At 68.0% G+C, this 14337-nt stretch carries 12 protein-coding genes; 9 read left to right on the plus strand and 3 right to left on the minus strand.

The annotated features are described in order from the left end of the window. Nucleotides 1-316 precede the first annotated feature (316 nt). Both K32_RS02435 and K32_RS02440 read left to right on the plus strand, forming a co-directional pair. The gene (locus tag K32_RS02435; RefSeq protein ID WP_201402493.1) at nt 317-2536 is read left to right on the plus strand and encodes a Wzz/FepE/Etk N-terminal domain-containing protein; all 2220 of its coding nucleotides are present in this window, start codon (nt 317-319) and stop codon (nt 2534-2536) included. Between the two features lie 2 nt (nt 2537-2538). Further along, complete coding sequence (locus K32_RS02440) at nt 2539-3597, plus strand: glycosyltransferase (RefSeq protein WP_201402494.1); 1059 nt, start codon at nt 2539-2541, stop codon at nt 3595-3597. A 1-nt stretch (nt 3598) separates the two neighbouring features. Here K32_RS02440 and K32_RS02445 read toward each other — a convergent pair whose 3' ends face one another. Beyond that, nucleotides 3599-4696, minus strand: a complete 1098-nt coding sequence (locus K32_RS02445; protein ID WP_201402495.1) for an endo-1,4-beta-xylanase — start codon at nt 4694-4696, stop codon at nt 3599-3601. Nucleotides 4697-4836: 140 nt separating this feature from the next. Between K32_RS02445 and K32_RS02450 the strand changes: the two genes are divergently transcribed. Both K32_RS02450 and K32_RS02455 read left to right on the plus strand, forming a co-directional pair. Continuing rightward, nucleotides 4837-5637 carry a WecB/TagA/CpsF family glycosyltransferase gene (locus tag K32_RS02450; RefSeq protein ID WP_244669795.1) on the plus strand — a complete coding sequence of 267 codons (801 nt, stop codon included), beginning with the start codon at nt 4837-4839 and terminating at the stop codon, nt 5635-5637. Nucleotides 5638-5655: 18 nt separating this feature from the next. Further along, the gene (locus K32_RS02455) at nt 5656-6846 is read left to right on the plus strand and encodes a glycosyltransferase (RefSeq protein ID WP_201402496.1); all 1191 of its coding nucleotides are present in this window, start codon (nt 5656-5658) and stop codon (nt 6844-6846) included. Here the strand turns inward: K32_RS02455 and K32_RS02460 are convergent, their stop codons facing one another. Then, nucleotides 6847-7917, minus strand: coding sequence for a glycosyltransferase (locus K32_RS02460; protein ID WP_201402497.1), 1071 nt, complete (start codon nt 7915-7917; stop codon nt 6847-6849). An 83-nt stretch (nt 7918-8000) separates the two neighbouring features. Here K32_RS02460 and K32_RS02465 point away from each other — a divergent pair, with 83 nt between their 5' ends. The 3 genes from K32_RS02465 to K32_RS02475 all read left to right on the plus strand — a co-directional run bounded on the left by K32_RS02465 (nt 8001) and on the right by K32_RS02475 (nt 11631). After that, nucleotides 8001-9464 carry a formyl transferase gene (locus K32_RS02465; protein ID WP_201402498.1) on the plus strand — a complete coding sequence of 488 codons (1464 nt, stop codon included), beginning with the start codon at nt 8001-8003 and terminating at the stop codon, nt 9462-9464. 142 nt (nt 9465-9606) lie between these two features. Beyond that, nucleotides 9607-10806 carry an adenosylhomocysteinase gene (locus K32_RS02470; RefSeq protein WP_201402499.1) on the plus strand — a complete coding sequence of 400 codons (1200 nt, stop codon included), beginning with the start codon at nt 9607-9609 and terminating at the stop codon, nt 10804-10806. 57 nt (nt 10807-10863) lie between these two features. After that, nucleotides 10864-11631, plus strand: coding sequence for an IclR family transcriptional regulator (locus tag K32_RS02475; protein WP_201402500.1), 768 nt, complete (start codon nt 10864-10866; stop codon nt 11629-11631). On the opposite strand, the gene K32_RS02480 is transcribed toward K32_RS02475, so the two are convergent. Further along, a complete protein-coding gene (locus K32_RS02480) occupies nt 11628-12239 on the minus strand; it encodes a chloramphenicol acetyltransferase (protein WP_201402501.1) in 612 nt (203 codons plus the stop codon). The two genes, K32_RS02475 and K32_RS02480, sit on opposite strands and share 4 nt — an antisense overlap. Nucleotides 12240-12427: 188 nt before the next feature. Here K32_RS02480 and phnC point away from each other — a divergent pair, with 188 nt between their 5' ends. Together phnC and phnD are read left to right on the plus strand one after the other, a co-directional pair. Next, complete coding sequence (gene phnC / locus K32_RS02485) at nt 12428-13231, plus strand: phosphonate ABC transporter ATP-binding protein (RefSeq protein ID WP_201402502.1); 804 nt, start codon at nt 12428-12430, stop codon at nt 13229-13231. Nucleotides 13232-13301: 70 nt separating this feature from the next. Then, nucleotides 13302-14240 (plus strand): phosphonate ABC transporter substrate-binding protein, encoded by a 939-nt coding sequence (gene phnD / locus K32_RS02490; RefSeq protein WP_201402503.1) that lies wholly within the window; start codon nt 13302-13304, stop codon nt 14238-14240. Nucleotides 14241-14337: the final 97 nt, after the last annotated feature.

Raw genomic sequence — 14337 nt, forward strand, 5'->3', positions numbered from 1 at the left:
GAGCGCATGCGCGCGGGAGCTATAGAGCCATTTGAACGGCCGCGGGCCAGATTCTGGCCGTAGCGTTAACCGATTCGACCGGGGGTGGGGCAAGGCTAGATATTCCAGGTATCTGTCGAGGATTCCACCGTGATACTGAGGGATTAACGGAGGATATCTTTCCGGAAGCGCTTGCTGCCGTCGCTAGATTTGGTCCGGCTAAATGATGATTATCGTTTACATATCCTTAATCCGGAAAACTCCATAGTTCGGTTGTCGGGTGGGCGGACCGGCAACTCTCTAACCATGCGCATCACGATCTCGTCCGTGGAAGACAATGGCGGCCAGAGCCAATTTCTCGATCACGCGACCATCGGAAACGGCGGGCGAGCGTGGCGCAGCGTTCGATCCTGCTTCGGACCAGATCGATCTCTCCGCCCTGTTCGCGCTGCTGCGCCGGCAATGGCTCCTGATCCTGCTGACGCTCGCGCTGTTCCTCGGCGCGGCCTTCGCCTATGTCACCTTCGCCGACAAGGTGTTTCAGGCGACGACGCGCGTCCTGCTCGATCCCCGCGACAAACAGCTGGTCGGGCCGGAAGTGGTCCGGCCGACGCAGGGCATCGATCTCCCCTGGATCGAGACGCAGGTCGACCTCGTCACCGCCTCGGCGACGCTGCGCAAGGTCGTCGACAGTGAAAACCTGATCAACGATCCCGAATTCGGCGGGCGCGGCGAGGCGTCTGACATCGACGCCGTGTTGCTGTCCCTGGCCCGGCACGTCCGGGCCGAGCGGGCTGCCGATACCTATGTCATCGACGTGATCGTCTCGTCGACCTCGGCGGAGAAGGCGGCGCGGCTGTCGAACGCGGTCGCCGAGGCCTTCATCGTCAGCCAGACCGAGGCGAAGCAGAACGCGGCGCGGCAGGCCAACCTGCTGATCGCCCGCCAGGTCAGCGATCTGCAGGCGAAGTCCCGCGACGCCGACGAGCGGCTTGAGGCCTATCGCAAGAAGCACGGCTTCGTGCAGGTCGACGGGCGCCCCGTCGACGAGCAGACGCTTCGGCAGCTGAACGAGGCCAATGTCACGGCGCGTCTGCGCGCGGACGAAGCCTCGGCGCGGCTGGCGCAGCTCGATGCGATCGCCCGGACCAGCGGCGGCGATCTCGCCTCCGCCCTGTCGACGATCGATTCTCCCGTCCTCGCCCGGCTGAAGCTCGACTATGCCGCCGCGTTGCGCCAGCAGACCGAACTCGGCGAGACGCTCGGCGCCCGGCATCCGCGCATGCAGACGGTCGGGGCCGACGTCGCGCGCAGCCGCAGCCTGATCGCGCAGGAGCTGGACGCGCTCGCCGCCAAGGCGCGCGTCGATGCCGATCTCGCCAAGTCGCAGGTCGCGAGTACCGCGACGGCGCTGGCGGCGGCGACGGTCAAGGCCAACGACACCAGCGATGCCAGCGTCGCGCTGCGCGAGCTCGAGGGCGAGGCGGCGATCCTCCGCGACGCCTATCGCGCCTTCGTCGCCCGCGCGCAGGAGACGGGCCTGCAGGAGAACCTGCAGGTCTCCGACGCCCGTGTCATCAGCCCCGCCCAGATCCCGCTCTATCCGTCCTCGCCGAAGAAGAAGATCATCCTCGGCCTCGCCGGCATTGGCGGGCTCGGGCTCGGCATCGCGCTGGCGCTCTATCGCGGCCGGCCCCGCCTGCAAGCCCCGCGGCCGGCCCGGGCCGAGCCGGCCTTGGGACCCGCCATTCCCGCCGTCGTCGCGATCGAGCCTCCCATCGACGTCCCAGCGGCCCCCGTCGCCACAACAATCCTCGCCGAGATCCAGGTGCCGAAAGCGCTGCTGGACAGCGCCACACTGACCGAGGCGACGCTCGGCGAACGGATGAACGAGGTCGCCCGCGATGCGGCGGAAACATTCCGGATGCTGGCCGGAAAGCTCACCTCGCCCGCCGATACTGAAGGCCCCGCCGTCCACGTCCTGTTCGGCACCGCCGCCAGCGGCGTGATCGCGACTATTGCCTGCGGCCTCGCCCGCGCCGTGGCGGAGCCGGCGGCCGAGACCCTGCTGATCGATGCCAATGGCGGTTCGATCACCACCGGAATGGCGCTGATCGGCGAAGACGCGCCGGGCATCCTCGACGCGGCGTTGAGCGATACCGATCCGGAGGCGATCGGCACAAGGCTTCAGCTCGCCTCGATCGTGCTGCTGCCGGCGGCGAGCGCCGGGCGCCGCGACGAGCTCGGGGAGCATGGCGACCGCGTGGTCGAAACCATCCGGGACGTCGCCGACGGCTTCGAGCGGGTGATCGTCGACCTCGGTCCATCCTGCCCGCCGGCTCTTTTCAACGCCCTGGTGGCGATCGCCGACGACGTCGTCATGGTGGTCGACGCCGAGGAGGCCGGGACGGCGGCGATCCTCACCGCCTATGCCGATCTCCGTGAACTCGTGCCGGAGCTTCGGGGCATGGTGACCGTCCGCGCGACGTCTTCCCCGCAGGAGCCGAGCCAGGAGCCGTCCCGGGAACTTACCCAAGCGCCGCTTGAGCTGACCTGACCATGGCGCGCGATCCCGTGCTCTTTGTCGATGAAAGCCATCTCGGCCGCCATGTGACGGGGCTGGAGCGGATCACGCTCGAGCTGTTCTCGGCCGAGGCGCTGGCGCCGCTGCCGGTCGAGGCGGTACGCGCCTCCGGCCTTCGCGGGATGATCACGGCGCAGACGATGCGGCTGCCGTCGCGTCTCCTCGCCAATCGCCGCGCGCTGGCGCTCTGCCCTGGCTTTCCGCCGTCGATCCCGCTGACGCTGTTCGGCGACCGGGTCGTGCCCTACATCCACGACACCTTCCTGCTGACCCGGCCGCAGGACCTGAATTGGCGCGCCCGCCGCTACATGGTGCCGGCCTTCGCCTTCGCGTTGAAACGGCTGCGCTGGCTGCTGGTCAATTCCGAGACGACGCGGGCCGAGCTCGCGGCCTTCGCCCGTCCCGACGCGGAGATCTCGCTTTATCGGCCGCGCGTCCGCGATGTCTTCGGCATCGCCGGGCAGGCGGCCCGTCCGCGCCACTGGGCGCCGGGCGAGACGCTGCGGCTGATCGCGATCGGTACGGTCGAGCCACGCAAGAACCTCCGCGCCGCCGCGGCCATCGTCGGCGCGCTGCGCGAGAGCGGCCTCGACGCGCATCTCGATATCGTCGGCCGCCTCGGCTGGGGCGACGAGGCGGAGGCGCTCCGAGAGTTCCCGCATGTGACGCTGCACGGCTACCAGGAAGCGGATTATGTCCGCGAGCGGATCGCCGCCGCCCATGCGCTGATCACCACCTCGCATGACGAGGGCCTCGGCCTGACGCCGCTGGAAGCGCAGCATGGCGGGCTTGGCGCTATCGCGACCGACATCAAGGTGTTTCGCGAGGCACTCGGTCCTTCGGGCTGGATGATCGATCCGGCCAACCCGGCGGCGAGCGCCGCCGCCATCCGCGCGCGGCTCGAGCAGCCCGATGCGCTCGCCGGCATGGCGGCGCTGGCGAAGCGCAATCTGGAGCGCTGGAACGAAGCCGCCGATCGCGATCGCGCCGCGCTGCTCGAACGGCTCGGCGCCCGGCTCGCCGCGCTGCGCTAGGTCATTCCTTCGTCGCTGCGCCAAACGCCGCGACCATCGCGTCGAAGGCGGGCTTCGGCCGGAATTGTTCGTCGAAGGGCAGGGGACGCGGCAGGCGGGCGGCGTCCGGATCGAGCTCCCGCGCCGCGTGATCGTACCAGCTCGCGGAATCCGCCAATTGCCAGGTGATCACCGTCGTCACCGCCGGCACGGCGAGAACCGCGCCGAGAAAATCGCGATAGCGGGCGGCGACGGCGGCGTCGCGCTCCGGGATATCGTCGGCAAAGCTGCTGTCGTCGACGTCGAGTTCGGTGATCCAGATCTCGACCTTGCGCTCGGCGATCTCGTGCAGGAAATCCGCGAAGCCGGCGTCGTCGAAGGGCCGGCCGGGCTGCAGATGGCCCTGCAGGCCGACGGCGTCGAGCCGGACGCCCGCGTCCTGCAGCGTGTCGATCAGACGGAGCAGGGCTTTGCGAATTCGCGCCCCGTCCTCGGTCCAGGCCTCGGTCATCGCCTCGTTGAGCACGAGCCTGGCCTTGGGATCGGCCGCCTGCGCCCGCTTGAAGGCGCGCTCGACATAGCCGGGGCCGAAGGCCTGCAGCCACGGCCCGTCGCGAAAATCGCCCGGCCGGCCGTGGCCCGGCCAGAACGGCTCGTTGACGACGTTCCAGGACGGCAGCCTGCCGGCGAAATGGCCGACCGTCTCGTCGATATGGCGGTCGAGCGCCTTCCGCTTCTCCGCCTTCGAGAGCTTCATCAGCCAGTCGGGGCGGCTTTCGTTCCAGGCGAGCGCATGGCCGTGCACGGGAACGCCGGTCGTCGCCGCGAAGGCGAGGATCGCCTCGGCGCCGTTCGGGCGGAATTGGTCCGCCTGCGGCCGCAGATAGGCGAACATCAAGGCCCAGTCGACGGTGAAGAGCCGCGCCTCGCGGCGATAGAGCGCCGCCTGGGCCGGGTTCAGCAGCGTATCGGCGGCGATAGAGGTGCCGAAATGGATGCCGGATCGCTTGGCCACCGCGCCGAGCGTGATATCCGCCGCCGCCGTTGCCGGCCTCCCGCCGAGGGGCAGCGCGGCAAAGAGGGCGCCGGCGCGCAGAAGCTCGCGGCGAGATGGCTTCAACGGGTCACCCAGCGTTACTCCGGTTCCGGTCTTTTTAACCTTCTCAGCTATATCGATAACCGGCAAGTCGATGCGATGGCCCTTTCGGGCGGCGCTGGCACGCGGCCGCCGGGCCGAGACGTGGGAGTTTGAGGCAGCTCATGGCAATGCGAGAGCGCGATGGCCGCCGGCCGGATGCGCCGGCCGATCTGGTCCGGATCGGCGACGGCCGCGTCAACATCGGCACCGAGGCCGAGCTGATCGCCCGCATCCTCGCCGATGCGCGCGCCGGGCATGGCGGCACCGTCTTCACGCTCAATCTCGATCATCTCGTCAAGCTGCGCGACGATGCCGGCTTCCGCGCCGCCTATGACGCCGCGACCTATGTCAGCGCCGACGGCGCGCCGGTGGTGAAGATCGCGCGCCGGCAGGGGGCATCGGTCGATCGGGTGACGGGAGCCGATCTCGTCCTGCCGCTCTGCCGGGCCGCCGCCGACGCCGGCATATCCGTGCATCTCTTCGGCACCTCGGACGCCATTCGCGCCGAAGCGGCCGCGAAGCTCGTCGCCGACATTCCCGGTCTCGTCATCGCCGGTTCGGAATCGCCGCCGCGCGGCTTCGATCCCGAGGGCGAGGCAGCGAAAGCAGCGGCCGCGCGGATCGAGGCATCCGGCGCCGGCATCTGCTTCGTCGCGCTCGGCGCGCCGAAGCAGGAGCTCTTCGCCCATGCCGCCACCAGGCATCCGGCCGGCGTCATCTATGTCTGCATCGGCGCGGCGCTCGATTTCATTTCCGGCCACAGCAAGCGCGCGCCGATCCTGTTCCAGCGCACGGGCACCGAATGGGTCTGGCGCTTTCTCCAGGAACCGCGCCGGCTCGGCATGCGCTATGCGCGTTCGATGGCCTACTATATCGGCTACCTGATAAAAGGACCCGACAGGCGCTCGAACGGGCGCGGCTGAGGGAGCTGGGGGAAGGGAATGGTTCATCGGCTGACCATGCTGCATCCGATCGATCCGCGCGGCTTCAAGGTCGGCGGCATCGAAACGCATGTGCGGCTGATGTTCGAGCGCCATCCGCCCGACTTCTCCGTCCTGCTGGTCGGCGTCGACGAGCGCGGCGACCTGGAGCTCGGCAAGGTGGTGAAGCTGCCGGTCGGCGACCATACGATCGACTTCCTGCCCGTCGTGCACATTCCCGATCAGGAGATCCACGGCGCCGCCAAGAAGCTATGGCAGTCGGTGACGTTGCGTTTCGCGCTCGGCGCGCTGCGCTATCTGCCGACGATCCGGAAACTCGGCGCCGCGCCGCAGGCGACGACGGAATTGCAGCGCTTCGAATTCGCGCCGATCGGGCGGATGCTCGGCAGGCCTGTCGTGCAGCTCGTGCATGGCGAGGGCAGCCGCAAGGATCAGATGGATTCGCTGATCAAGCGCTTCTGGTACATCAACGCCGTCAACGAGCGCATCGCGCTCCGGCTCGCCAGCCGCATCGTCTGCGTCAACCAGAACATCATCGAGCGCTTCAAGAAGGTGATGCCGCAATTCGTGGCGAAGTCGGAGCTTCTGACCGTCTCGGTCGACATGGACCGCTTTGCCTTGGCACCGTTTCCGGACGACGACGTCTTCCGAATCGTCTTCGCCGGCCGCCTCGATACCTTCAAGGACCCGCCCTTGATGTTCGAGACGATGCGCCGCCTGCATCAGGCGCGCGGGGGGCGGTTCGAGTTCCACTATATCGGCACCAGCGATCCCCACCGCTTCGCGGAGTTCGCCGCCATCGAGCCGTTCACGATCCGGCACGGCTTCCAGAACTCCGACGGCGTGGCGGCGATCATGCGGCAGTGCCATGCCGGCGTGCTGACCTCGTTCTTCGAGGGCATGCCGTGCTATCTGCTGGAGCTGCTCTCGACCGGCCGTCCCGTCGGCGCGATCCGCCTGCCACAGTTCGATCCGCTCGTTGTCGCCGGCGAGAGCGGCTTCCTGGTCGAGCGCCCCGCCGATCCCGAGGCGTCGGCCGAGCAGATGACGGCGGGCTTCTTGCAGCTCTTCGACGACATCCGATTCGGCCGGCTCGACCCGGCAGCGATCCGCGCCAAGGCGGTTCCCTATTCGACCAAGGTGCAGATGCCGAAATTGTTCGAGCGCCACCGCGAACTCGCTAGAGCCTGATCAGCCCTTTTTGACGATCTCGTCGAGCAGCCTCGCCCACGCGGCGAAGCCGGCTTCGCTGGAAAAAGCTTGAGCGCGCTCGATGCGCGGCGCTGGATCGCCGGGGTCCGCCAGCGCCGCGTCGATGCCCTGAGCCATCGCCGGCGCATCGCCGATCGGCACCAGCGTGCCGAAACGGCCGCCGTCGAGGATCTCGCGCGGCCCGGCGCAGCGCGTCGCGACGACCGGCAGGCCGGCCGCCAGCGCCTCGACCGCCACCATGCCGAACGCCTCGGTGCGCGACGGGATCGCGCAGAGCCGGGCGCGGGCATAGAGCGGGGCGGGATCGGTGAAGCCGGCGAGATGAACACGGCCGGCGAGGCCGAGCGCGCCGATCTCCGCTTCGAGCTTTTCACGCTCCGGTCCTTCGCCGGCAATCGTCAGCGTCGCGTCGCGGTTCGACACCAGGGCGAAGGCGGCGATCAGGTCGCCAAAACCCTTTTCGGGCGACAGCCGGCCGACGGCGACGATCTCCGGCGGCCGCGCCGCGAGCGTGGCGGCGTCGACAACGGCCGGGGCGAGCGGCACGGGGTTGTAGATCCGCACCGTCTTGTCGGCTTCCGCGCCCCAGCGCTCGATCATCACCGCCTTCAGCGTGTCGGAGACGCAGACGATCCGGCTGCAGGATTTGGTCAGGATCGGCATGCCGTAATAGGCGGCGGCGCTCAATTTGCCGGTGCGGTATTCCTCGAAGCCGTGGAACGACACCACCAGCGGCACGGAGGAGCGCGCCCAGAGCTTTGCCAGCGCCAGCTTGGTGGCGTTGCCGGAAAGGGCGGAGAGTGCGACATCGGGCCGGAAGCGGCGGAGCAACGCGGCCAGCGCTGCGATCTGCGCGCGGTTGCCGGCGGGGAGCACCTCGACGCGGACGGCCGGATCGAGCGGGACGGACGGATCGCCGGCGCCGTCGACGGCGAGGATGACGTCGTTGCCGTCCGACGCGAAATGCGAGGCGAGCAGCGCCCAGACGCGTTCGGCCCCGCCGCCGCCGGCGAGCGATCGCGTGTAAAAGAGATACTTACGCTTTGCCATTTAGCCTGTCCGTCCCGTCGCCCGGAATCGTTCGCCTCCGAGGCGTAAAGCCTGATGCGCGCCGCGCCAAGGAGAGAGATGCCATGCGGATCGATATCCGGCTCGACCCGACGGACCTGCGCGGCTGGCAGCGCGAGATCGTCGCCCGGCTGTCGACGCTTCCGGGCTGCGCGGTTCGGGTCGAGCAGGGGCGGGCGGCCGCGCCGCTGCCGAAGGGCGCCGCGACCTTGTTCCTGCTGGAACGCACGCTCTACGGCGCCGCGCATGACGCGCTGGAAGGCGGAATCGCCTGGTCGGATCTCGGCGTGCCGGATGCCGATGATACGGTGCCCGATCTTTTGATCGACCTCTGTGGCGACGGCTCCAGCACCGCGCCCGTGCTGACGCTTCGCTGCGATGGTGGCTCGGTCGAGGCCGGGGCGCTCGCCGCCGTGCTTGATGAGCGCGCGCCGGTGTTCGAGACGATTCTGGTGACCGAAGCGGGAGAGAGAATCCTGTCGGCGTGGCGGCCGGCGGCAGAAAGCCCGCGCAGCGCCACCGCCGCGCTCGGCATGCTGCTCGGCCGCGCCGCGCATATGGTCGTGCATCAGGCGGCGCGTCTGGCCGAGGGCATCCCACCCGGCAGCCTCGCACCCGCGCAACCGCCCGCCGCGCCGCGCCGGTCGGCGGCGGGTTTCTTCGCCGCCATGCTCGCCGCCCGCGTTAAGGGTAAGATCGAGCGCCAGCTCGGCCGCGCGCCGAACTGGTACGTCGCCTGGCGCGAAAGGCCGGATTTGTCCGACGCGCTGCCGGTGATCGGTCCCAGCGGTTTCCACCGCCTCGCCGACGACGGCGCGCGCTTCTATGCTGATCCCTTCCTGTGGGAGCAGGACGGCCGGCGCTTCCTCTTCGTCGAGGAGTTTCCCTATGCGACCGGCAAGGGCGTCATCTCGGTGGCCGAGATCGATGCGGCCGGCAAGTTCGAGACGCCGCGCGTCGTGCTGGAGACGGACTGCCATCTCTCCTATCCGTTCCTGTTCGAGCATGACGGCGCGATCTGGATGATCCCCGAGACCTCGTCCCGCCGCACGGTCGAGCTCTACCGCGCCGATCCGTTCCCGGAGCAATGGACGCTGCATTCCGTGCTGCTGGAAAATGTCGATCTCGGCGACGCGACCTTGCTGAAGATCGGCGACAGTTGGTGGATGTTCGCTGCCTCGCGCGAGCGCTGGACGTCGAGCTGGGACGCGCTGTCGCTCTACCACGCCCCGTCGCCCTTCGGGCCTTGGCAGCCGCATCCCGGCAATCCGGTGTTGGTCGATCTCCACGCCGCGCGGCCCGCCGGCCGCATCCTCGACATCGGCGGCCGGTTGGTGCGGCCGGTGCAGAACTGCGACGGGCTCTATGGCGCGGCGCTCGGTTTCGCCGAGATCCGGTCGCTGACGCCGGAGGGCTATGCGCAGACGCTCTCCGCCACGGCGCTGCCGTGGGGCGACAATCTCGGCCTGCACACCTTCAACCGCAGCCCCTCGCTGGAAGTGATCGACCTTTTTGGCCCGCGCGGCTGAGAGCCTTCTAGCAAGACCTCACACACGAAGACCCTCACCCAACCCTCTCCCGCCAGCGGGAGAGGGTTGGGTGAGGGCAGTCTTGACTCCATCTCGACAAATATGAAAAAGATTTTTGCATAAGAAAAGCGGAGATCGGAACATGGCAGTGGCGACCCTGGTGGAAACGGACCTGATCGAGCGCGGCGGCAGGCGGATCGACTGGATCCGGTCGCGGATGCGGCTGCTGGCCGGCGTCCGCGCCGATTTCGAGCGGGAGAAGCCTTTCGCCGGCCTCACCATCGGCGTGTCGCTGCATCTGGAGCCGAAGACGGCGGTGCTGCTCGAAGTCTTGAAGGCCGGCGGCGCTGACATCGTCGGCACCGGCAATCACGGCTCGACGCAGGACGACATCGTCGCCGTGCTGAAGGCGCAGGGCATGAACCTGTTCGGCAAGCGCGACGACGATCTGCAGCAGCATCTGAAGAATGTCCGGAACGTCGTCGCGGCGAAGCCCGACATCCTGCTCGACAACGGCGCCGACCTCGCCGCGCTGGCGATCGAGGCGGGCACGGAAGGCTCGATCCGGGGCGGCACGGAGGAGACCACCTCGGGCGGCGACCGGCTGCGCGGCGAACTCGCCGGCAAGGTGCCGTTCCCGGTCATCGTCATCAACGACAGCCCGCTGAAGCAGATCGCCGAGAACCGCCACGCGGTCGGCCAGTCGATCGTCGAGAGCTTCATGCGGATCACCAATCTGATGATCCCCGGCCGACGCTTCGTCGTCGTCGGCTATGGCTGGTGCGGCCGCGGCATCGCGCAATATCTGGATGCGCTGGGCGGCCGCGTCGCCGTCGTCGAGACGGATCCGATCAAGGCGCTGGAGGCGGCGCTCGACGGCTATCGCGGCGGCACGATCGACCAGCTGGCCCCCTGGGGCGAGGTGTTCATCACGGCGACCGGACGCGCGGGCGTGATCGGCGAGGCGGCGATCGCTAAAATGCACTCCGGCGCGATCCTCGCCAATTCCGGCCATTTCCCGTGGGAGATCGACGTCGCGGCGCTGCGCCGGCAGGCGCGCGTCACCGAGCTCGTCGACGATTCGCTGGAGCGGATCGAGCTTGCCGACGGCCGCCACGTCGTGCTCGTCGCGGACGGGCGCATGTTCAACCTCGCCGGCCGCGAACCGAAGGGCAATTCGATCGAGTCCATGGATATCGGCTTCATGCTGCAGGCGCTTTCGCTGGCGCGCGTCGCCGGCGCCGGCCGGACGTCGCTGGTTGCTGGCGCGCAGCCCGTTCCCGCCGACATCAACGAGACGATCGCCCGGCGCATGGTGGCGGAGATGGGCGTCGACCTGTAGAAGCCGATGGTTCCGGGCGTCGCGTGGGCCGCACGGAGCGAGGAATGGAGCAAGCGGATGGCGGTCGAGGCGACTGGCGAAGGCCCGAACTACGGCGTGCCGGCGCTCGACAAGGCGCTCGACATCCTCGAGCTGCTGGCCGGCAGCCGCGAGGGGATGACGCTCGGCGAGGTCGCGGCGGCGGTCGATCGCTCGATCAACCAGATCTACCGCACGCTGGTGACGCTGGAGCGGCGCGGCTACCTGTTCCGCGCCCGCCCGTCCGGGCTCTATTTCCTGTCGATGATGATGTTCGAGCTCGCCCACCGGCAGGAGCCGATGCGCGGCCTGATCGACATGGCGCTGCCGGCCATGCGGGGCTTGAGCGAGGCGATCGGCCAATCCTGCAATCTGAGCGTCCATGACGCCGGCCGCGTCGTCGTCATCGCCCAGATCGACAGCCCCAGCGCCTTCGGGTTTCGCGTGCGCGCCGGGGCGACCTTCCCGCTGTTCGAGAGCGCGACCGGGCGGCTTCTGATGGCGTTCGAGCCAGAGGAAAGGGTTCTGCCCTGGCTCGAAGGTCAGGAGGAGGCTGTGCGGGCGACGATGCCGGGGCGCCTCGCCGCGATCCGCGAGCGCGGCTTCGAGGAGGAGCCGGACAGCCTGCAGCCGGGCATCACGGATCTGGTCTTCCCGATCCTGTCCCGCGACGGCCGCATCGTCGCCGCGCTGACCATCCCCTATGTCGCGACCAGCTACAGCCGCCGCCCGATCGCCGACGTTCTGGCCGCGGCGCAGGACGCGGCCAGGGCCATCAACGCGGTGATCGGCGGCGAGGGCGCCTAGCCCTCGTATTTCTCCAGGAACGCCTCGATCGAAAGGGCGCGGAAATCCGGCAGGGCGTGGCGGAGCTGCTCGTGGTCCCAGTCCCACCACGAAAGCGCCATCAGCCGGTCGGCGATCACGACCGGGAAGCGGCGCTTGACCGTCTTCGCGGCGACGCCGACGGCGATCTCGTAGGGGCCGACATCCTTGGCGACGACCGCGCCCGAGCCGATGATCGCGCCGGTGCCAATCGAGACGCCGGCGAGAACCGTGACGCCATGGCCGATCCAGACATCATGGCCGATGGCGCAGGGGGTGGAGCGTCGCCAGTCGAAGAACTCGGCCTCGTCCGCTTCGCCGTCGAAATACTTTGACGCGCGGTAGGTGAAGTGGGACTGGCTGGCGCGCCATTGCGGATGGTTGCCGGGATTGATGCGGACCGAGGCCGCGATCGAGCAGAACTTGCCGATCGTCGAATAGATCACGTCGCCATCCGGCGAGATGTAGGAATAATCGCCCATCGTCGTCTCGATCAGCGACGTGCGGGCGCCGACTTCCGTATAGCGCCCGAGCGTCGACCGCTCGACATGCGCGGTCGCGTGAAGGGCCGGCGTCGGGCCGAGTTGCATCGCGAATTCTCCATTGTCAGTTGGTTGCGGCGAAGGTGGAGAATGTGGATGACGTTGCGATGACTAAGCCGGCGAAGCCGATTTATGCTTGAGTTGTCGTGTTGTGCCGGTTCGCTTCCAAGTGGAAAACTCCGTCACAAAAGTTTTGCTTCGAAATTGCATGATCCGCCCAATCGGGAGATCATGACATGTTGGTTCTGGACGGCGTTGCACGACACTATAATCACAAGGCTGCCGTCAGCGACGTCAGTCTGACGATCGGGTCGGGAAGCTTCGTCGGCGTCATTGGTCGGTCCGGTGCCGGCAAGTCGACGCTTCTGCGCATGATCAACCGCCTCGTCGACCCGACGGACGGCTCGATCCGCTTTGGCGATGTCGACGTCACCAAGCTCAAGGGCAAGGCGCTGCGCGACTGGCGTGCCCGCTGCGCCATGATCTTCCAGCAGTTCAACCTGGTCGGCCGTCTCGACGTCCTGACCAATGTGCTGATGGGCCGCCTCAATACGGTTTCGGCCCCGCGCTCCATGCTGCAGCTCTGGAAGGACGAGGACCGCGCCGTGGCGCTCTCGGCGCTGGAGCAGTTCGATATCGCCCAGCTCGCCGCCCAGCGCGCCGACAGCCTCTCCGGTGGCCAGCAGCAGCGCGTCGCCATCGCCCGCGCGCTGGTGCAGGAGCCGGAAATCATCCTCGCCGACGAGCCGATCGCCTCGCTCGATCCGCGCAATACCAAGGTCGTGATGGACGCGCTTCTGCGCATCAACCGGCACTACGGCATCACGGTCATGTGCAATCTGCATTCGCTCGATCTCGCCCGCACCTATTGCGACCGGCTGATCGGCATGTCGGCCGGCCGTGTCGTGTTCGACGGCGTGCCGGCGGAGCTCACCGAAGACGTCGCCCGCGACCTCTACGGCCTGGAGGCCGAGGAACTTCTCGATTTCGAGCCGGCGACGCTGCCGGCCGGACTGCCCGGCGTCGCCGTCGCGGCCTGATCGCATCCAGATCGGTGCCGCACCGGCACCGCCATACCAACACCTACCGACCAACACCTGGAGAATACCGATGTTGAACCGTCGCACCCTTATCGGCGCCGCCGTTGCTGGCCTCGCGCTGGCCGGTGTCGCTTCGCCCGCCTTCGCCGACTGGAAGGCCGAGTATCCCGAGCTGACGATCGCCGTCATCCCGGCCGAGAACGCCTCGACCACCACCGATCGCTACCAGCCGCTGGCCGACTATCTCGGCAAGCAGCTCGGCGTTCCGGTCAAGCTGGCCGTCGCCACCGACTACGCCGCCGTCATCGAGGCGCAGCGCGCCGGCAACGCCCAGATCGCCATGTACGGCCCGGCTTCCTACGCCCGCGCCGTGCTGACCGGCGTCGAGGTCGACCCGATCGTCGTGCCGCGTCATTCGAACGACGCCACCGGCTATTATTCGGTCATCTACACGCTGGCCAACGGCCCGTACAAGTCGATCGACGACCTGAAGGGCAAGACGCTCGCCCTGGTCGATTCCAACTCGACCTCCGGCAACAACGCGCCGCGCTTCTTCCTGCATCGCGACGGCAAGGACGTCGATACGTTCTTCGGCAAGGCGATCTTCGCCGGCAGCCATGACAACGCCGTGCTGGCGCTGGCCCAGGGCACCGTCGACGCCGCCGCCAATTCTTGGAACTCGGAAAACGATTCCAACCTGACCCGCATGATCTCCAAGGGCATCCTCAAGAATGCCGACGGCAAGCCGATGACGAAGGAAGACTTCCGCATCGTCTTCAAGTCGGACTTCCTCCCCGAGGGCCCGTTCTCGGTGCTGTCGACGCTGCCGGCCGACCTGAAGGCCCAGATCAAGCAGGCCTTCCTCGACATGCCGAAGAACGACCCGAAGGGCTTCGCCGGCCTGTCGGACGGCAAGGACAAGGAATTCGTCGCGATCGAGCCGGCTGCGCTCCAGCCGATCATCGACATGGTCAAGTTCAACGACGAGCAGCGCAAGAAGGGCTCCTGAGCCTCTTCCAGCCTTTCGAGAGGCGGCCGGTTCATCCGGCCGCCTTTTTCGTAACCGGCCGCATGTGGCGGTCGTTCGTCCCCTCGGGCGGATGAAG

Origin of the sequence: Kaistia sp. 32K (genome assembly GCF_016629525.1) — a bacterium.
In the GTDB taxonomy this organism is placed as follows: Bacteria; Pseudomonadota; Alphaproteobacteria; order Rhizobiales; family Kaistiaceae; genus Kaistia.